Annotated in this window: 1 protein-coding gene and 1 pseudogene; both read left to right on the top strand. The window is 75.7% G+C overall.

The genetic code is table 11. From position 1 onward, the window contains the following. Positions 1-68: 68 nt before the first annotated feature. Positions 69-12,704 (top strand): amino acid adenylation domain-containing protein, encoded by a 12,636-nt coding sequence (locus tag ACQEVS_RS01305; protein WP_433013926.1) that lies wholly within the window; start codon positions 69-71, stop codon positions 12,702-12,704. A gap of 107 nt (positions 12,705-12,811) precedes the next feature. Beyond that, positions 12,812-22,450, top strand: a pseudogene (locus ACQEVS_RS01300) (amino acid adenylation domain-containing protein); the annotation flags it as partial.

The raw sequence follows: 22,450 nt of genomic DNA, 5'->3' as shown, positions 1-22,450 counted from the left end.
GGCGGGCCCCGGAACCCGTACCCCCACCCTCACTTCCCACGAACGACCCGGAAGGCGCCATGCCAGAGGTGACCAGCGACGCAGGACGGACCCTGGAGCTCACACGAGCCCAGGAGGGCGTGCTCTCGGCGCAGCGGATCGACCCGGAGAACCCCGGCTACAACGTCGGCCAGTACGTGGAACTCCAGGGCCCGCTGGACGTCCCCGCCCTGGAGGAAGCCCTCCGCCGCACCCTCGCCGAGGCCGACGGCCTGCACATCCGGCTCGCCGAGCGCGACGGCCGCACCGTCCAGGTCCCCGTCCCCTTCGACGCCGCCGCCTGGCACCTGCCCCGGCTCGACACCACCGGCGCCGCCTCCCCGGTCGACGCCGCCGTCGAACTGGTCCGCGCCCAGCTCTCCTGCCCACCCCGCCTCGACGCCGCCGACGGCGAACCCCCGGCGCTCACCGGCTCCCTGCTCGTCACCGTCGCCCCCGACCACCACCTGTGGTTCCAGTACTTCCACCACCTGGTCGTCGACGGCTACAGCGTCGCCCTGTTCACCCGCCGCGTCGCCGCCGTCTACACCGCCCTCGTGCACGGCGAGCCCGTCCCCGCCTCGCCGTTCGAGCCCGTCGCCCGGCTCGTCGAGGCCGACCGCGCCTACCTCGCCTCCGACCGGCCCGCCGCCGACCGCGCCTACTGGACCGGCCGGCACACCGGCCGCCCGGCCGCCACCGGCCTCACCGAGCAGACCGCCCAGGCGTCCTCCACCTTCCTCCGGCACCGCGTCGCCCTCGGCGCCGAGCGCTCCGCCGCCGTCCTGGCCCGCGCCGACGCCGTCCGCGCCACCTGGGCCGAGGCCGCCACCGCCGGCGTCGCCGCCTACCTGCACCGGATGACCGGCACCCCCGACGCCGTCCTCGGCATGCACTTCATGGCCCGCAGCGCCCCCGGCACCCTCCGCGTCCCCGGCATGGCCGTCAACGTGCTGCCCGTCCGGCTCCCCGTATCCGGCACCGACACCTTCCCCGACCTCATCCGGCGCGCCGCCGGGGAGCTCAAGGACGCCCGCCGCCACCAGCACTACCGCGGCGAGGACATCCGCCGCGACCTCGGCCTCGTCGGCGGTGAGACGCGGCTGTACGGGCCGATGCTCAACATCAAGCCCTTCGACCTCGACCTCGACTTCGCGGGCGTCCCCGGACACACCGTCAACCTCGCCTCCGGGCCGGTCGAGGACCTGTCGGTGTCGGTCACCAAGAGCCCCGACGGCCTGCTGCACCTGGAGTTCGACGCCAACCCGGCCCTGTACGACGCCGCGACGCTCGCCGGCCACGCCGAGCGCTGCGCCGACCTCGTCGCCCGGCTCGCCGCCGACCCCGCCCTCACCCTCGACCGCGCCGAACTCCTCGCCGACGGCGAACGGGAGGCGGTCCTGCGCACCTGGAACGCCACCGAGCGGCCCCTCGCCGCCACCACCCTCGTCCAGCGCATCGCCGAACGGACCGCCGCCACCCCCGACGCCACCGCCGTCGTCTTCGAGGACACCCTCCTCAGCTACCGCGAACTCGACGCGCGCGCCGAGGCGCTGGCCCGCAGGCTGGCCGCCGCCGGGGCGGGACCGGACACCATCGTCGGCGTCGCCGTGCCGCGCTCCGCCGAGCTGATGGCCGCCCTGCTCGGCGTCCTCAAGTCCGGCGCCGCCTACCTGCCGCTCGACACCGACTACCCGGCCGACCGGCTCGCCGCCATGGCCGAGGACGCCCGTCCGGTGCGCGTCGTCACCGTCCGCGCCGTCCTCGACCGGCTCCCGGCCGCCGTCCGGGAGCACGCCCTCCTGCTGGACGAGTCGTCCGAGGGCGCCGAGAGCGCCGCCGTCACCCGGCCCGGTCCCGACGACCCCGCGTACGTCATCTACACCTCGGGCTCCACCGGCCGTCCCAAAGGCGTCGTCGTCACCCACCGCGCCATCGCCAACCGCCTCGCCTGGATGCAGCACGCGTACCGGCTGCGCGCCGACGACCGGGTGCTCCAGAAGACCCCCGCCAGCTTCGACGTCTCCGTCTGGGAGTTCTTCTGGGCGCTCTGCGAGGGCGCCACCGTCGTCCTCGCCCGCCCCGAGGGCCACAAGGACCCCGCCTACCTGGCCCGGCTCATCGCCGAACGGCACGTCACCACCCTGCACTTCGTCCCCTCCATGCTCCGCGCCTTCCTGGAGGAGCCGTCCGCCGCCCGCTCCTGCGCCGGACTGCGCCGCGCCTTCTGCTCCGGCGAGGCCCTTCCCGGCGACGTCGTCGAACGCTGGTACGACGCGCTGCCCGAGGTGCCGCTGCACAACCTCTACGGGCCGACCGAGGCCGCCGTCGACGTCACCTATCACCGCACCCGGCCCGGCGCCGGCGTCGTCCCCATCGGCCGGCCGGTGTGGAACACCCGCCTGTACGTGCTGGACGCGGCGCTGCGCCCGGTCCCGGTCGGCGTCCCCGGCGAGCTGTACCTCGCGGGCGTCCAGCTCGCCCGCGGCTACCTCGACCGCCCCGGGCTGACCGCGTCCCGCTTCGTCGCCGACCCGTACGGGCCGGCCGGCAGCCGCATGTACCGCACCGGCGACCTCGTCCGATGGACGGTAGACGAGCACGGCGACGGCGTCGTCGAATACCTCGGCCGTACGGACGACCAGGTCAAGGTGCGCGGCTTCCGCATCGAACTCGGCGAGGTCGAGGCCGCGTTGGAGGCGCTGCCCGGCGTCGCCGCGGCCGCCGTCACCGCTCGCGCCACCACCCCCGGCGGCGCCCGTCGCCTCGTCGGCTACGCCGTGCCCGCCGCCGGACGGACCCCCGACCCCGAGGAGCTGCGGGCCGGGCTGGCCGCCACGCTGCCCGAGCACATGGTCCCGCCGGTCGTCGTCCTCCTCGACGTCCTCCCGCTCAGCCTCAACGGCAAGCTCGACCGCAAGGCCCTGCCCGAGCCGGCCCCCGCCGCCGCGCCCACGGCACGGGCCCCGCGCACGGAGGCCGAGCGGGTGCTCGCCGACGTCGCCGCCGACGTCCTCGGCCTGGACGCCGTCGGAGTCGACGACAACTTCTTCTCCCTCGGCGGCGACAGTATCTCCGCCATCCAGCTCGGCAGCCGCGCCCGCCGGGCGGGCTGGGGCATCACGCCCCGGACCGTCTTCGAGCGCAAGACGATCGCCGCCGTGGCGGCCGTCGCGGAGCGCCTGGCCGGGGACGGGGGGACGGCCGAGGACCGCCGCGAGGACGCGACCGGCCCCCTCCCCGCGACCCCCATCACGGAATGGCTGCGCGAACGCGGCGGCCCGGTACGGCGCTTCGCCCAGACGACGGTCGTCACGGTCCCGGCGGGCCTGGAGCCGGAGCGGCTCACGGGCGCGCTGGACGAGTTGACGCGCCATCATGAGGCGCTGCGGCTGCGGTTGGTGCTGGGTCCGGACGGCGAGTCCGGCGGCTACGGCGCGGTCGCGGAGCGGCAGGACGGCCGCACCGTATCGGCGTCTGGTACCGGCACGCCGGGGGCCGAGGCGGAGCCCGGTCGCGGCGGCCCGGACGCGTCCGTGGGCACCGAGCCCGAGGCCGGTGTCCTCGGCTCCGACGCGGCCGCCGGCGCCGCGACCTGGACCACCGAGATCCTCCCCGCCTCCACCGCCCCCGCCGTCACTCTCCACCGCGCGGACCTGGTCCGCACGGCCGAAGGCGATTTCGACGCCGTCGTCGAGCGCGAGCGCGCCGCCGCCGTCGACCGGCTCGACCCCGCCGCCGGGACCGTCCTCGCCGCCACCTGGTGCGACCTCGGCCCGGACACGCCCGGGCGGCTCGTGCTGGCCGTGCACCACCTCGCCGTCGACGGTGTCTCCTGGCGCATCCTGCTGCCCGACCTGCGGGCCGCTTACGAGGGCGAGGCGCTCGCGCCGGCGAGCACCCCGCTGCGCCGCTGGGTGAAGGGGCTGCACGCCGCCGCCGCTTCCGGCACCCTCCGCGCCCAACTGCCGCTCTGGCGCGAGGTGTCGGCGCCCGGCGCCGGGTCGCTCTTCGGGGAGCCGGCCGTGGACCCGGCCCGCGACACCGCCGCGACCAGCCGCACCCTGCGGCTGACCCTGCCCGCCGACCGCACCGCGCCCCTGCTCGCCGACGTGCCCGCCGCCCGCCGGGCCGGCGTCGACCACGTGCTGCTCACCGGCCTCGCCCTGGCCGTGCTCGGGCGGCGGCGCGAGCGGCAGGGCGCCGGGGCCCGCGCGGACCTGCTGCTGCGCCTGGAGGGACACGGCCGCCAAGACCACCTCGTCCCCGGCGCCGACACCTCCCGTACCGTCGGCTGGCTCACCAGCGAGTACCCCGCCCGACTGGACCTCGAAGGCGTCGACCCGGCCGACGCCGGGCGCGCCCTGACCCTCGTCAAGGAGCAGCTCCGCGCCCTGCCCGACGACGGCACCGGGTACGGTCTGCTGCGGTACCTCGACCCCGAGGCGCGCGCCGAGCTCGCCGCCGCGCCCACGCCGCGGCTCCTCTTCAACTACCTCGGCCGGTTCGCGTCCGGCGACGCCCCCTGGACGCCCGCCGGCGACGCGTTCGCCGCGGCCTGCGACCCCGAACTGCCCGCCGCGCACGCCCTGGAGATCGGCGCGTTCGTCCACGACCGCCCCGGAGGCCCCGAGCTGACCGCCGTCCTGACCTGGCCGGAGGGCGTCCTCACCGAGGACGCCGTCCGCGACCTCGGCGACCGCTGGTTCCGCGCCCTGGACGCGCTCGCCGCCTGGGCCGCCGAGGCCGGCGAACCCCGGCCGACCCCCTCCGACGTCCCGCTCGCCGGGCTCGGCCAGGCCGCCCTCGACCGTGTCCTCGACGCCCGGCCCGGCACCCAGGACGTCTGGCCGCTCTCCCCGCTCCAGGACGGCCTCCTCTTCCACGCCCTCTACGAGACCGGCGCCGACGGCCTCTACACCTCCCTCACCGGCCTCGAACTGACCGGACCGCTCGACGAGGAAGCGCTCCGCCGCGCCGTCGACGAGGTGACGAACCGTCACTCCGCCCTGCGCGCCGCCTTCGACCACACCGCCGCCGACCGCCCGGTGCAGACCGTCGCCGCCCGGGTCACCGTCCCGTGGACCGTCCACGACCTCACGGACGCCCCGGCCGACGCCGTGGCCGCCGTCGAGACGGCCGAGGCCACCACCCCCTTCGACCCGACCCGGCCGCCGCTCCTCCGCTGCGCCCTGCTGCGCCTCGGCCCCGAGCGCCACCGGCTCGTACTGACCCGCCACCACCTCGTCATGGACGGCTGGTCCACCCCCGTACTGCTGCGCGAGATCATCGCCGCCTACGCGGCCGGCGGCGACGTATCCGCCCTCCCGCCCGCCGCCTCCTACGCGGACCACCTCGCCTGGCTCGCCCGCCAGGACGACGACGCGCACACCGCCGCCTGGCGTACCGCGCTCGACGGCCTGACGGCACCGACGCTGCTCGCCGACACCCTCGCCGACGGCGACCCGGCCGCCGGCGCCACGGCCGGCGAGGTCGACCTGCCGCTGCCCGCCGGGACCGTCGCCGCGCTCACCGCGCTCGCCCGCGACCACGGCCTGACCCTCAACACCCTCGTGCAGGGCGCCTGGGCGGTCCTGCTGGGCCGGCTCACCGGCCGTACCGACGTCGTGTTCGGCGCCACCGTCTCCGGCCGGCCCGCCGACATCCCCGGCGTCGAGTCCATCATCGGACTCTTCAGCAACACCATCCCCGTCCGCTTCACGGTGGACGAGGACGAGACCGTCGCCGCCGCCCTGGCCCGCCTCCAGGGGCAGCAGTCGCGGCTGCTCGACCACCAGTACGCGGGCCTCGCCGACATCCAGGCGCAGGCCGGGCTGGGCACCCTCTTCGACACCCTCCTCGTCTTCGAGAACTACCCGGTCGACGCCGACGAACTGACCGCCCCCGACCCCGCCGGCCGGCCCGGGCACCTGCGCGTCACCGGCATCAACCACCGCGGCGCCACCCACTACCCGCTGTCCGTCCTCGTCCTGCCGGGCGACGCCCCGCGCATCACCGTCGAGTACCGGCCCGACACCTTCACCGCCGCCCGCGCCGCCGACCTGGGCGCACGCCTGCTGCGGCTGCTCGACGCCATGGCCGCCCGCCCGGAGGCGCCCGTCGGCTCCCTCGACGTCCTCGCCCCGGCCGAGCGCGACACCCTGCTGCACGCCTGGAACGCCACCGAACGGGCCGTCCCCGACGGCACGGTCGTCGACGCCTTCGAGGCACAGGTGGCCGCGACGCCCGACGCCACCGCCGTCGTCTGCGGCACCGAGCGGTGGACCTACGCCGACCTGGGCGCCCGCGCGGACGCCGTCGCCCGTCGCCTCACCGCCCTCGGCGCCGGCCCGGACACCGTCGTGGCCCTGGCCCTGCCCCGCTCCGCCGACCTGGTCGCCGCCCTGTTCGGCACCCTCAAGGCGGGTGCCGCCTACCTGCCGGCGGACCTCGACCACCCGGCCGACCGCGTGACGCTGATGCTGCAAGACGCCGCGCCCGTCGCCGTCCTGACGAGCCGTCAGGTGGTCGGACGGCTGCCCCTCGACGGCCGCACCGCCGTCCTCCTGGAGGACGTCCGCGACGACGGCGACCCGGGCGCCACCCCGCGCCGCCCCGGCCCCGACGACCTGGCGTACGTCATCCACACCTCCGGCTCCACCGGCCGCCCCAAGGGCGTCCAGGTGCCGCACCGCGGCCTGGCCAACATGCTCGACCACCACCGCTCCACCGTCTTCGCCCGCGCCGTGGAGGCCGCCGGCGGGCGCCGGCTGCGCGCCGCGCACACCGCCTCGTTCTCCTTCGACTCCTCCTGGGAACAGCTCCTCTGGCTGGTCTGCGGCCACGAACTGCACGTCTACACCGAGGAGTCGCGCCGCGACCCGCAGGCCCTCGCGGCCCGGCTGCGCGCCGACCGGATCGACACCCTCGACGTCACCCCGTCCTTCGGCCGCCAGCTCGTCGAGTGGGGCCTGCTGGACGGGCAGGGGCACCGGCCGGTGCTGTTCCTGCTCGGCGGCGAAGCCGTCGACGACGCCCTGTGGACCCGCATCCGGGACACCGAAGGCGTCATCGGCCACAACTTCTACGGCCCCACCGAGTACACCGTCGACACCCTCGGCGCCGCCCTCGACGACAGCCCCACGCCGTCCGTCGGCCGGCCCATCGCCAACACCCGCGTCTACGTGCTCGATTCGCGGCTGCGGCCCGTGCCCGCCGGTGTCCCCGGCGAGCTGTACATCGCCGGGCCCGGCCTCGCCCGCGGCTACGGCAACCGGCCCGCCCTCACCGCGTCCCGCTTCGTCGCCGACCCGTACGGCCCGGACGGCACCCGCATGTACCGCACCGGCGACGTCGTCCGGTGGCGCGCCGACGGCACCCTCGACTACCTCGGCCGCGACGACGACCAGGTGAAGATCCGCGGCTTCCGTGTCGAGACCGGCGAGGTCGAGGCCGCGCTGGCCGCCCTGCCGGCCGTCGCGCAGGCCGCCGTGCTGGCGCGCGGTACGGCGAGCGGCGTCAAGCGCCTCGTCGGGTACGCCGTCCCGGCGCCGGGCACCCGGCCCGACGCGGGAGAACTGCGCGGCGCCCTCGCCGAGCGGCTGCCCGAGTACATGGTCCCGTCCGCGATCGTGCTCCTGGACGCGCTGCCGCTGAACGTCAACGGCAAGCTCGACCGGCGGGCCCTCCCCGAGCCCGACGCCGACGCCTTCGCCGGCACGGCCGGCGGCGGCCGGGCGCCCCGCGACGAGCGCGAGGCCCTGGTGTGCGGCGCGTTCGCCGACGTCCTCGGCCTGCCCGCCGTCGGCCCCGACGACGACTTCTTCGCCCTCGGCGGCCACTCCCTGCTCGCCACCCGCCTCGTCGGCCGCGTCCGTACGGCCCTCGGCGCGCCCGTCACCATCCGCGACCTGTTCGACGCCCGCACCCCCGCCGCCCTCGCGCGCCGGCTGGACGGCGCGGGCACGGACCGCCCCGGCCCCACCGCCGGACCGCGCCCGGCCGAGGTGCCGCTGTCGCCCGCACAGGCCCGGCTCTGGTTCCTCCAGCAGCTCCAGGGACCCAGCACCGCCTACACCATCCCCTGCTCGCTGCGGATCGACGGACCGCTCGACGCCGACGCCCTGCGCGCCGCGTTCGCCGACGTCGTCGCCCGCCACGAGGCGCTGCGCACCGCCTTCCCGGACACCGACGGGCGCCCGTACCAGAAGGTGCTGACGCCGGAGCAGGCCCGGATCCCGTTCGAGGTGCGGCAGGCCGCCCCCGAGCGGCTGGACGAGGCGGTCGCCGAGGCCGGCGCCCGCGCCTTCGACCTGGCCGCCGCGCCCCCGGTGCACGCGACGCTCCTCGTCGCCGGACCGGAGACGCACGTGCTGTGCGTGGCCCTGCACCACATCGTCGGCGACGAGTGGTCCGAGGGCGTGCTCCTGCGCGACCTCGATGCCGCCTACGCCGCCCGGCGCCAGGGTGCCGCGCCGGTCTGGCAGCCGCTCCCGCTGCAGTTCGCCGACCACGCCCTGTGGCAGCGCGACCTGCCCGCCGACGAGCGCCTGACCGCCTACTGGACCGAGCGGCTCGCCGGCCTCCCCGACGAGCTGACGCTGCCCACCGACCGTCCCCGCCCGGCCGAGCCGAGCGGCCGCGGCGGCGCCGTCCGGCTGCGGCTGCCCGACGCCCTCCACCGGGCGCTGCGCACGTACGCGCACCGCGCCGGCGTCACCCCGTTCATGGTCACCCAGGCGGCCGGCGCCCTGCTGCTGGGCACCCTCGCCGGGAGCACCGACGTCGCCCTGGGCACGCCCGTCGCCGGACGCACGGACGAGGCCGTCGAGAACGTCGTCGGATTCTTCGTCAACACCCTCGTCCTGCGGCACGACCTGACCGCCCCCGAGGGCTCCGCCCTCACCTTCGACCGGCTCGTCGAGCGGGCCCGGGAGACCGTGCTGGGCGCCCTCGCCCACCAGGACCTGCCCTTCGACCGGCTGGTGGACATCGTCAGCCCCGAGCGGTCGTTGGGCCGCCACCCGCTGTTCCAGGTGATGGTCCAGCACCGCAAGGAGGCCGCCGGCCTGGACGCCCTCTTCGGCGCCCGGACCACGCTGCTCCCCGACCCGCTGCACGCGGCCCGCTTCGACCTCGCGTTCACCTTCCTGGAGTCCGCCGACGGCGCGCACACCGACCTCACCGTCATCCACGCCGCCGACCTGTACGACCTCGCCACCGCCGAACTCCTCGCCGAGCGGCTGCTGAACGTCCTGGAACAGGTCCTCGCCGCCCCCGGCCGGCCCCTGGACCGCGTGGACGTGACCAGCCCGCGCGAGCGCAGGGCGCTGGCGGGGGAGTGGAACGCCACCGATCACCTCGTGGCACCGGGCACCCTCGTCACCCGGTTCGCCGAGCGGCTGGCCGCGGCTCCCGACGCGACGGCCGTCGTGTACGAGGACCGTAAACTGACGTACCGTCAACTGGACGAGCGCGCAAGGGAGCTGGCCGGGCGGCTGGCCGCCCTCGGTGCCGGGCCCGACCGGATCGTGGCCGTCGCCGTGCCGCGCTCGGCCGAGCTGATGACCGCCCTGCTGGGCGTCCTGAAGTCCGGCGCCGCCTACCTGCCGCTGGACCTCGACCACCCGGCCGAGCGCCTCACGGACATGGTGGCCGACGCCGCGCCGGTGGCCGTGGTGACCGTCGGCGCCGTCCGCGACCGGCTGCCGCTCCTCGACGGGACGCCCGTCGTGCTCGCCGACGAGCCCGGCTCGGACGCTGCCGTCCCGGTGGAAGCCGCGCCGCACCACGCCGCGTACGTCATCTACACCTCCGGCTCCACCGGCCGCCCCAAGGGCGTCGTGGTGACCCACGAGGCCATCGTCAACCGCCTCGACTGGATGCGGGAGGCGTACGGCATCCGGCCCGCCGACTGGATCCTCCAGAAGACCCCGGCGAGCTTCGACGTCTCCGTCTGGGAGTTCTTCCTGCCGCTCGTCAGCGGCGCCGCCGTCGTGCTCGCCCGGCCCGGCGGGCACCGCGAACCGGACTACCTGGCCGCTCTCGCCGCCGAAACCGCCGTCACCACCGCCCACTTCGTCCCCTCCATGCTCACCGCCTTCACCGCGGCCGCCGAGCAGGACGAGGCGATCCGCGCCGGACTGCGCGGCGTCCGCCGCGTCTTCTGCTCCGGCGAGGCCCTGCCCGCCGCCGCCGTGGACCGGTTCGCCGCGCTGTGGCCGCACATCGAGCTGCACAACCTGTACGGGCCGACCGAGGCCGCCGTCGACGTCACCCACCACCGTGCCGAGCCCGGCGCCGGCATCGTCCCCATCGGCCGGCCGGTGTGGAACACCCGTCTGCACGTGCTGGACGCGGCGCTGCGCCCGGTCCCGGTCGGCGTCCCCGGCGAGCTGTACCTCGCGGGCGTCCAGCTCGCCCGCGGCTACCTGAACCGCCCCGGGCTCACCGCGTCCCGCTTCGTCGCCGACCCGTACGGCCCCGCCGGCACCCGCATGTACCGCACCGGCGACCTCGTCCGGCGCCGCGCCGACGGCTCGGTCGAGTACCTCGGCCGCACCGACGACCAGGTGAAGATCCGCGGCTTCCGCATCGAACTCGGCGAGGTCGAGGCGGCGTTGGCCGGCCTGCCGGCCGTCGCCCAGGCCGCCGTCGTCGCCCGGCCGCTGGCCCCCGGCGGCGCCCGGCAGCTCGTCGGCTACGCCGTCCCGGCCCCCGGCGCCACGCCCGACCCGCGGGACCTGCGCGACGCCCTCGCCGCGCGGCTCCCGGAGCACATGGTCCCCGCCGTCGTCGCGCTGCTGGACGCGCTGCCGCTGAGCGTCAACGGCAAGCTCGACCGCAAGGCCCTGCCCGAGCCCGGCCGCGCCCCCCGCAAGGCGGCTCCCGTCGCTGCGGAGCGCACCCCGGCCGCCGCCATGGCCGCGGTCTTCGCCCGGGTCCTGGGCCTGCCGGAGGTCGGCGAGGACGAGAACTTCTTCGCCCTCGGCGGGGACAGCATCGTCTCCATCCAGCTCGTCGGCGCCGCCCGCAAGGCCGGGTTCGCCGTCGCCGCCAAGGACGTCTTCCAGCACCCGACCCCGGCCGCGCTCGCCGCCGCCGGCGGCACGGCACCCACTGAGGAGCCCGTCGCCGCACCCGTGGCCGAGGACGGCGAACTGCCCCTGCTGCCCGTCGTCCACTGGCTGCGCGAACACGGCGGCCCCGTCGACCGGTTCAACCAGTCGGTGCTGCTCACCGTCCCGGCCGGACTCCGCCCCGAGCCCCTGCGCGCGGCCCTCGCCGACCTCGCCCGCAACCACCCGGCCCTGCGCCTGCGCCTGGACCGTACCGACGGGCTGTGGACGCAGGAGATCCTGCCCGCCGACACGGCCCCCGCCGTCACGGATCCGGCCACCCTGCGGCAGGCCGACCTCACCGGGCTGGACGCCGACGCCCTGCGGGACCTGCTCGTCAAGGAGGCCGACGCCTCCGCCGCCGCGCTCGACCCCGCCACCGGCACCGTCCTGCGCGCCGTCCACGGCGACGCGGGCCCGGACGCCGACGGCCGGCTGCTGCTGACCGTCCACCATCTGTCCGTCGACGGCGTCTCGTGGCACGTCCTGCTCCCCGAGCTCGCCGAGGCGTACGCGGCCCGCGCCGAGGGCCGTACCCCCGCCCTCGAACCCGAGGCGACCGGGCTGCGCGCCTGGACGGCCCAGCTGCTGGAGCACGCCCACAGCCGGGCCCGTACCGCCGAGGCCGCTTACTGGCGCACCGCGCTCGCCGGGCCGCAGGCGCCCCTGTCCCGTACGCCCGTCGACCCGCGCCGCGACACCACCGCCACCCTGCGGACGCTCCGCCGCACCCTGCCCGCCGACCGCACCGCGCCGCTGCTGACCGCCGTGCCGCAGGCGTTCTCCGCCGGTGTGGACGACGTCCTGCTGGCCGGCCTCGCCCTCGCCGCCGCCGACTGGCGCCGGGTCGCCAACCCGGCCCTGCCCGCCGCGTACACCGGCGCCCTCCAGGTCGACCTGGAGGGCCACGGCCGCGGCGGCAGTGACACGGCCGGGCTCGCCCCCGACCTGTCGCGTACGGTCGGCTGGTTCACCACCGTCCACCCCGTCCGCCTGGACGTCTCCACGCTCGACGTGTCCGCCGCCCTGGCCGGCGGTCCGGCGGCCGGCGACGCCCTGAAGCGGGTCAAGGAGCAGCTGCGGGCGGCCCCCGACCGGGGCCTCGGCCACGGCCTGCTGCGCCACCTCAACGCGCAGACCGCGCCGCTGCTCGCCGCGCTCCCCGCCTCCCAGCTCCTCTTCAACTACCGGGGGCGCACCGACCACCAGGGCGGGCCGCGCGACGGCCGCTGGCCCTTCGCCCCCGACGCCGAGCGGGCCGCCGTCGCCGAGGGCGCCGCACCCGACCCGGCCATGCCGGTTCCGTACCCGCTGGAGCTCGACGCCGTCGTCACCACCGGCCCCGACGGCCGGCCGGAACTGGTCGTCGAATGGAGCTGGCCCGGCGCCCTGTTCACCGACGACCAGGTCGCCGTCCTCGCCGACCGCCTCTTCGCCGCGCTCGACGCCCTCGCCCGGCACACCGCCGACCCGCACGCGGGCGGCATCACCCCGTCCGACGTCCGCCTGGTCAGCCTCGACCAGAAGCGCATCGACCGCCTCGAAGCCCGCCTGCGCAGGCGCCGATGAACCCCGACCGGCCGATGAGCCACGGCCCCCAGCCCACCGCCCCCTCTCCCTCCCGGACAGAGAACCCCACCATGAACGACGCCACCGCACCGACCCAGGCCGACTCCGCAGCGGGGTCCGCGCTGGAGGACGTCTACCCCCTGTCCTCCCTCCAGGAGGGCCTCCTCTTCCACGCCGTCTACGACGAGGACGCGCGCGACGTCTACGTCGTCCAGTCCCACCTGGACCTCGAAGGCCCCCTGAGGACAGCGGACTTGGCGGCCGCCGCCGACGCCCTGCTGCGCCGCCACGCCAACCTGCGCGCCGGCTTCTGGTACGACGACGGCGAGGAGCCCGTCCAGTTCGTCCCGCGCGACGTCGACACCCCCGTGCGGGAACGCGACCTCACCGCCCTCGCCGGCGACCCGGCGGCCCGGGAGGACGCGGTCCGCGCGGCGATGGCCGAGGACTGGAACCACCGCTTCGACCTCGCCGAGCCGCCCCTGCTGCGGCTCACCCTGCTGCGCCTGGACGAGGGGCGGGCGCGGTTGGTCATCACCTGCCACCACCTCCTCCTCGACGGCTGGTCCATGCCGATCCTGGTCCGGGAGCTGCTCACCCTCGTCGGCTCGCGCGGCGACCTCGCCGCCCTGCCGGCCGTCCGCCCCTACCGCGACCACCTCGAACTGCTCGCCACCCGCGACACCGAGGCCGCCCGCCGGGCCTGGGCCGCCGCCCTCGACGGGTTCACCGAACCGCACCCGGTGGCGCCCGGCGCCGCGCTCGGCGCGGCCGTCGACCCCGGCACCGTCGAGACCGAGGCCGGCCCCGAACTCACCGCCGCCGTCACCTCCGTGGCCCGCGCCCGCGGCCTGACCCTCGGCAACGTCGCCCACACCCTCTGGGGCGTCCTGGTCGGCTCCCTCACCGGTGCCGCCGACGTCGTCAGCGGCACCACCGTCTCCGGCCGCCCGGCCGACCTGCCCGGCGCCGACACCATGGTCGGCCTGTTCATCAACACCCTGCCCGTGCGCGTCCGGCTGGCACCCGACGCGACGCTCGCGAGCACGGCCGCCGCCGTCCAGGCCGAGCAGGCCGCCCTCATGGACCACCAGCACCTCGGACTCGGCGGCATCCAGCGGCTCACCGCCGTCGACGGACCGCTGTTCGACACCCTGCTGGTCGTCGAGAATTACAGCGGCAGCGACGACGTCTCCGACACCCTCGGCGCGGCCGCCGCCGCGAGCGGGCTGCGCGTCACCGGCCTCGGCGCCCGCGACGCCACCCACTACCCGCTGACCATGTCCGTGCTGCCCGGCGCCACCCTGCGCCTCGAACTCGGCTACCGGACCGACCTGTTCGACGACGCGGCGGCCCGCCGCGTCACCGACCGCTTCCTGCGCCTGCTCACCCTGTTCGCCGAGCAGCCCGACACCCCGCTCGCCCGGCTCGACGCCCTGCTGCCCGGCGAGGGCGAGGAGCTGACGGCCGCCGCCGACGGCGGCGACCACCCCGTCCCGGCGGGGGCCGTCACCGACCTGTTCACCGCGCAGGCCGCCCGCACCCCCGACGCCACCGCCCTCGCCGGCCCGGCCCTCGACGGCGGCACCGAGCGGCTCTCCTTCGCCGAACTCGACGAGCACTCCGACCGCCTCGCCCGGCTGCTCCGCGACCGCGGCCTCGGCGCCGAGCGCGTCGCCGCCCTCGCCCTGCCCCGCACCACCGCGTCCGTCACCGCGATCCTCGCCGTCCTCAAGGCCGGCGGCGCCTACCTGCCGCTGGACCTCGACCACCCGGACGAGCGCCTCGCCCTGCTCCTGGACGACGCCCGGCCCGCGCTCCTCGTCGCCACCCGCGAGGTCGCCGACCGCCTGCCGGAGGTCCCCGGCACCACCGTGGTCCTCCTCGACGACCCGGACCTCCGCGCCACCCTCGACGCGCTGCCCGCCGGGCCGCTCACCGACGCCGAACGCGGCGGACCCATCGCCCCCGGCCACCCCGCGTACCTCATCCACACCTCCGGCTCCACCGGCCGCCCCAAGGGCGTCGTCATCGAGCACCGCGGCCTCACCGCGCTCGCCCACGACCACCTCGACACCGTCTTCGCCGACGCCGTCCGCGCCACCGGCCGCGACCGGCTGCGCGCCCTGCACACCGCCTCGTTCTCCTTCGACTCCTCCTGGGAACAGCTCATCTGGCTGATCGGCGGCCACGAGCTGCACGTCCTCGGCGAGCACGAGCGCCGCGACGCCGAGGCCGTCGTCGCGTACGCCCGGGAGCAGCGCGTCGACACCCTCGACGTCACCCCCACCTACGCCCAGCAGCTGCTGGACAGCGGCCTCCTCGACGCCGACGCCCCACACCGCCCGGCCGTCCTGCTGCTCGGCGGCGAGGCCGTGCCCGAGGCGCTGTGGGCGCGGCTGCACCGCGCACCCGGCCTGACCTGCGTCAACTACTACGGCCCCACCGAGTTCACCGTCGACGCCCTCGCCGCCGACCTCGCCGACAGCCCCACCCCGACCGTCGGCCGGCCGCTGCGCAACACCCGCGCCCACGTCCTGGACGCCTGGCTGCGGCCCGTGCCCGTCGGCGTCCCCGGCGAGCTCTACCTCGCCGGCGCCCAGCTCGCCCGCGGCTACCTCAACCGTCCGGCCACCACCGCGTCCCGCTTCGTCGCCGACCCCTACGGCCCGGCCGGCAGCCGCATGTACCGCACCGGTGACCTCGTCCGCCGCCGCCCGGACGGCGGCCTGGACTTCCTCGGCCGCACCGACGACCAGGTGAAGATCCGCGGCTACCGCATCGAACTCGGCGAGATCGAGGCCGTCCTCGCCGACCAGCCGGCCGTCGGCCACGCCGCCGTCCTCGTCCGCACCACCGCGTCCGGCGTCAAGCGCGTCGTCGCCTACGTCGTCCCCGCCCCCGGCGCCACGCCGGACACCGGGGAGCTGCGGGCCGTCTGCGCCGCGCGGCTGCCCGAGTACATGGTCCCGTCGGCCTTCGCCGTCCTCGACGCGCTCCCGCTCAACGTCAACGGCAAGATCGACCGGGCCGCGCTCCCGGCCGACGACACCCTCGACTACGCCGGGCACACCGACGACCGCGAACCGGCCGACGCCACCGAGGCCCTGCTCTGCCGGATCTTCGCCGAGGTCCTCGAACTGCCCCGGGCCGGCGTCCACGACGACTTCTTCCGCCTCGGCGGCGACAGCATCACCTCCATCCGCCTCGTCGGCGCCGCCCGCGCCGAGGGCCTCGCCCTCAGCCCCCGCGACGTCTTCGAGGGCCGCACGCCCGCCGGACTCGCCGAGCGCGCCCGCGGGGAGACGGTCACCGACCAGCCGTTCACCGCGCCCGAGCTGCCCCGGCCGAGCGACGAGGCCCGCGCCGCCGTGCCCGCCGGGGCCGAGATCTGGCCACTCTCCCCGCTCCAGCGCGGCCTGTTGTTCGAGGCCCTGTACGACGAGGACGCCCTCGACGTCTACACCTCCCGCGACGTCGTCACCCTCCGCCGGCCCGTCCCCCTCGACGCGCTGCGCGCCGCCGTCACCGCCGTCCTCGACCGCCACCCCAACCTGCGCGCCGGCTTCCTCCACGACGGACTCGACGAGCCCGTCCAGTTCGTCCCCGACGCCGTCGACGTGCCCGTCACCGAGGCCGACCTGCGCGGCCTCGCGCCGGAGGCCGCCGACGCCGAACTCGCCCGGCTCAGGGACGCGGAGGCCCGCACCCGCTTCGACCTGACGAACCCGCCGCTGCTGCGCCTGGTCTCGGTCCTCACCCCCGACGGCCGCCAGTACGTCCTGGTCACCAACCACACGCTGCTCTGGGACGGTTGGTCGTCCGGGCTGTTCCTCCAGGAGCTGCTGGCGCACTGCCACGCGCTCGTCACCACCGGCACGCCGGCCGCTCCGGAAGGTGAAGAGCCGCTGCCGTACCGGGACTTCCTCGCCTGGCTGCACGCCCAGGACACCACCGCCGGCGAGGAGGCGTGGCGGGCGTCCCTGGCCGGCGTCGAGGAGCCGACGCTCGTCGCCCCGCACGCCCGCGAGCGCGCCTCGCTGCTCCCCGAGGAGCACACCACCGAGCTCACCGCCGAACTGAGCGACCGCGTCACCGGCTGGGCACAGACCCACGGCCTGACCCTGAACACCGTGCTCTCCGGCGCCTGGGGCCTGCTGCTCGCCGGGCTCACCGGCCGGCAGGACGTGGTCTTCGGGACGACCGTCTCCGGCCGCCCCGCCGACCTGCCGGGCATCGAGCGGACCGTCGGCATGTTCCTCAACACCGTCCCCGTCCGCGTCCGCCTCGACCGCGACGAGACGGCGGCCGGCCTCCTCACCCGCCTCCAGCGCGAACAGGCGGCCCTGCTGCCGCACCACCAGCTCAGCCTGGGCGCCATCCAGCGCACCACCGGACTCGGCCGCCTCTTCGACACCCTCCAGGTGCTCCGCAACACCCCCGTCGACCAGGACGAGCGCGACCGCGTCGGCGAGGCCCTGGGCGTCGAGGGCGTCACGGACGTTGACGCCACGCACTTCCCGCTCATCTTCACCGCCAATCCCGGCGCGCGGCTCACCTTCGACTGGAAGTTCCGCCCTGACGCCTTCGACCGCCCCACCGTCGAGGAACACGCCGGCCGGCTCGTCACCCTGCTCGACCGCATCACCGCCGGCCCCGACGTGCCCGTCCGCGACCTGGACGTGCTGACCGGGCGGGAGCGCGGTCTCGTGCTGGGGGAGTGGGCGGCGACCGAGCGGGAGCTGCCGGAGCAGTCGGTGGCCGACCTGCTGGCCGAACGCGCCGCCGCCGTCCCGGACGCGGTCGCCCTCGTCGCCGGGGACCGCGTCTGGACCTACGCCGAACTCGACGCCCGCGTCAACCGCCTCGCGCGGCTGTTCCTCGCCCGGGGCGCCGGCCCCGACCGCGTGGTCGCCCTCGGGCTGCCCCGGTCGCTCGACATGGTCGCGGCCCTCTTCGCGGTGCTGCGCGCCGGCGCCGCCTACCTGCCGCTCGAACTCGACTACCCGGCCGACCGCCTCGCCTACATGGTCGCCGAGACCCGCCCGGTCGTGCTGGTCACGGACTCGACCGTCCGCGAACGGATGCCGGATGTCCACGGCGTCCCGGTCCTGGAGCTGGACGACCCGGCCGTGACCGCCGAACTCGGTGCGCTGTCCGGTGAGTTCGTGGACGCGGACGTCGATATGGACGCGGCCGCGTATGTGATCTTCACGTCGGGTTCGACGGGTCGGCCGAAGGGTGTGGTGACGCCGTACCGTGGTCTGACGAATATGCAGCTCAATCACCGTGAGGCGATTTTCGAGCCGGTGATCTCGGCTGCGGGTGGGCGGCGGTTGCGGATCGCGCACACGGTGTCGTTCTCCTTCGACATGTCGTGGGAGGAGTTGCTGTGGCTGGTCGAGGGGCATGAGGTGCATGTCCTGGACGAGTCGCTGCGGCGTGACGCGGAGGGGCTGGCCGCCTACTGTGCCGAGAACGAGGTCGACGTCATCAACGTGACGCCCTCCTACGCCCAAGCACTCGTGGAATGCGGCCTGTTGGACGACGGCAGGCACCGGCCCGTCCTCGTTCTCCTCGGCGGTGAGGCCGTGCCCGAGTCCTTGTGGACGCGGCTGCGCGAGACGCCGGGTGTGATGGGCTACAACCTCTACGGTCCGACCGAGTACACCATCAACACCCTTGGCGGCGGCACCTTCGACAGTGACAGCGCCACTGTCGGGCGTCCGATCTGGAACACCCGCGCGCACGTCCTCGACGCCTGGTTGCGGCCGGTCCCGGTCGGGGTGCCGGGCGAGCTGTACGTGTCCGGCGTGGGCCTGGCGCGCGGCTACCTCGGCCGTCCGGGGCTGACGGCGGGCCGGTTTGTGGCGGATCCGTTCGGGGAGCCGGGTGCGCGGATGTACCGCACGGGCGATGTGGTGCGGTGGCGGCAGGACGGGCTGCTGGACTTCCTGGGCCGGGTGGACGACCAGGTGAAGATCCGGGGTTACCGGGTCGAGCCGGGTGAGATCGAGGATGCGCTGACCGCCGACGTGTCCGTCGCGCAGGCGGCCGTCGTGGTCCGCGAGGACACGCCTGGCGTCAAGCGCCTGGCCGCCTACCTCGTGCCCGCCGCCGGAGCCGTGGACGTCGCGGGTCTGCGCCGGTCGCTCGCCGCGTCGCTGCCGGAGTACATGGTCCCGTCGGCGTTCGTCGTCCTCGACGCGCTGCCGCTGACCGTCAACGGCAAGCTCGACCGCAAGGCCCTCCCCGCCCCGGACCTCGGCCGCGACGGCACCGGCCGCGCCCCCCGGAACGAGCGCGAGGAACTCCTCTGCGCCCTCTTCGGCGAGGTGCTGGGCGTGCAGGCCGTCGGCCCCGACGACCACTTCCTCGACCTCGGCGGGCACTCCCTGCTGGCCACCCGCCTCGTCAGCCGTATCCGCACCGAACTCGGCACCGACCTCGCCGTCCGCGATCTCTTCGAGGCCCCGACCCCGGCCGCGCTCGCCGAGCGCACCACCCCCGGCGCCGACCGCCGCCCCGCCCTGACGCGCCGCGAGCGCCCGGCCGAACTGCCGCTCTCGCACGCCCAGCGACGCATGTGGTACCTCCAGAACCTCGACGACGCGGGCGCCACGTACAACGTCCCGCTCGTCGTCCGCGTGACCGGCGCACTCGACGAGGACGCGCTGCGGCACGCCGTGGCCGACGTGACCCGGCGCCACGAGAGCCTCCGCACGATCGTCGGCGAGCACGAGGGCCGGCCCGTCCAGCGGATCCTCGACGCGCCCGACCCCGCCGACGCGCTGCACACCGCCGCGACGACGGAGGAGCTGTTGGCCGCGGACGTCGAGGCGGCCGTCCGCCACGCCTTCGACCTCGCGCGCGAACTGCCCCTGCGGATAACGGTGTTGGAGGTGGCCCCCGAGGACCACGTCCTCGTCCTCCTCTTCCACCACATCGCCGGCGACGAGTGGTCGATGCTGCCGTTCATCGACGACCTCACCGCCGCGTACACCGCCCGCGCGGCGGGCACGGCCCCCGGCTGGGAGCCGCTGCCCGTGCAGTACGCCGACTACACGCTCTGGCAGCGCGAACTGCTCGGCGACCCGGCCGACGAGCGCAGCGCGCACCACCGCCAGACCGCCTACTGGCGGCAGGCCCTGGACGGCCTGCCCGACGAACTCGCGCTGCCCCGCGACCGGGCGCGCGGCCGGGACACCGGCCACCGCGGCGACACCGTGCGCGCCCAGGTGCCGCCGGCCGTCTACCGCGGCCTCCGCGACGCCGCGACGGCCACCGGCACCACGACGTTCATGGTGCTCCAGGCCGCCGTCGCCACGCTCCTCCACCGGCTCGGCGCCGGCGACGACATCCCGCTCGGCGCGCCCGTCGCGGGCCGTTCGGACGCGGCGCTCGACGGACTCGTGGGCTTCTTCGTCAACACCCTCGTGCTGCGGAACGACCTGTCCGGCGACCCGACGTTCACCGAACTCCTCGGCCGCGTCCGGGAGAACGACCTGGCCGCGTTCGCCCACCAGGACCTGCCGTTCGACAGCCTCGTCGAGGCGCTCAACCCGCCGCGCGCGGCCGGCCGGCACCCGCTGTTCCAAGTGATGCTCGGCTACCAGAACAACGACGGCCGCGCCGGCCGACTGCTGGGCCTGGAAAGCCGCATCCTGCCCTTCGAGCTCGGCGCCGCCAAGTTCGAACTCGACTTCAACTTCGAGGAGACGCCCACCGCCGAAGAGATCGACATCGCCTTCGAGTACGCGGTCGACCTCTACGACCGCGCCACCGCCGAGGCCCTCGTCGAACGCCTCCTCTCCCTCCTCGCCCAGATCGCCGAGGACCCGCACCGCCGCGTCGGCACCCTGGACGTGCTGACCGGGCGGGAGCGCGACCTTGTGCTGGGGGAGTGGGCGGCGACGGACCGGGAACTGCCCGAGAAGTCGGTGGCGCAGTTGCTCGCCGAGCGCGCCGCGACCGTCCCGGACGAGGTCGCGCTGGTGGCCGGCGAGCGGGTGTGGACCTTCGCCGAACTGGACGCCGAAGTCAACCGTCTGGCGCGACTGCTGATGGCCCGTGGTGCGGGACCAGAGCGGGTGGTGGCACTGGGGCTGCCGCGGTCGCTGGAGATGGTCGCGGCGCTGTTCGCGGTGTTGCGGACCGGGGCGGCCTACCTGCCGCTGGAGCTGGACTACCCGGTGGACCGCCTCGCCTACATGGTCGCCGAGACGCGTCCCGTCGTCCTGCTGACCGACTCGACCGCCCGGCACCGGATGCCCGACGTGCACGGCGTTCCGGTCGTCGAGCTGGACGATCCGTGCGTCGCCGAGGAGTTGGCCGGCTTCCCGTCCGGTCCGGTGGACGCGGACGTCGATCTGGACGCCGCCGCGTATGTGATCTTCACGTCGGGTTCGACGGGTCGGCCGAAGGGTGTGGTGACGCCGTACCGTGGTCTGACGAATATGCAGCTCAATCACCGTGAGGCGATTTTCGAGCCGGTGATCTCGGCTGCGGGTGGGCGGCGGTTGCGGATCGCGCACACAGTGTCGTTCTCCTTCGACATGTCGTGGGAGGAGTTGCTGTGGCTGGTCGAGGGGCACGAGGTGCACGTCCTGGACGAGTCGCTGCGGCGTGACGCGGAGGGGCTGGCCGCCTACTGCGCCGAGCACACGATCGACGTCATCAACGTGACGCCCTCCTATGCCCAGGCCCTGGTCGAATGCGGCCTGTTGGACGAGGGCCGGCACCGGCCGGCGCTGGTCCTGCTGGGCGGTGAGGCCGTGCCCGAGTCCTTGTGGACGCGGCTGCGCGAGACGCCGGGTGTGATGGGCTACAACCTCTACGGTCCGACCGAGTACACCATCAACACCCTTGGCGGCGGCACGCTCGACAGTGACACGGCCACCGTCGGGCGTCCGATCTGGAACACCCGCGCCCACGTCCTCGACGCCCACCTCCGGCCCGTGCCCGTCGGCGTCCCCGGCGAGCTCTACGTCTCCGGCGTCGGACTCGCCCGGGGCTACCTCGACCGTCCCGGGCTGACGGCGGGCCGTTTCGTGGCGGATCCGTTCGGGGAGCCGGGTGCGCGGATGTACCGCACGGGTGATGTGGTGCGGTGGCGGCAGGACGGGTTGCTGGACTTCCTGGGCCGGGTGGACGACCAGGTGAAGATCCGGGGTTACCGGGTCGAGCCGGGTGAGATCGAGGACGCGCTGACCGCCGACGCGGCCGTCGCGCAGGCGGCCGTCGTGGTCCGCGAGGACACGCCCGGCGTCAAGCGCCTGGCCGCCTATCTCGTCCCCGCCGCCGATGCGGTGGACGTCGCGGGTCTGCGTCGGTCGCTGGCCGCGCGGTTGCCGGAGTACATGGTCCCGTCGGCGTTCGTCGTCCTCGACGCGCTGCCGCTGACCGTCAACGGCAAGCTCGACCGCAAGGCCCTCCCCGCGCCCACCGCCGCCGACACGGCCGTCGGCTCCACCGGCCGGGCCCCGCGCGACCCCGTGGAGAAGGCGCTGTGTAACGTCTTCGCCGAGGTGCTCGGACTGCCCGACGTCGGCGTCGACGACGGCTTCTTCGACCTCGGCGGCCACTCGCTGCTGCTGATGTCCCTGCTGCACGGCGTCCGTGACGCGTTCGGCACCGGCGTGACCGTCGCCGACCTGCTGGCCCGGCCCACCGTCGCCGAGCTCGCGGCCTTCCTCACCGCCCGGGCGGACGGGGGAGCCCCGGAGGCCACCGCGGCCCTTTCCTGA

Source organism: Streptomyces sp. CA-181903 (assembly GCF_050937075.1).
Lineage (GTDB): Bacteria > Actinomycetota > Actinomycetes > Streptomycetales > Streptomycetaceae > Streptomyces.
Note: the sequence above shows the minus strand (reverse complement) of the source record. Positions and strands in the feature narration are given on the sequence as shown.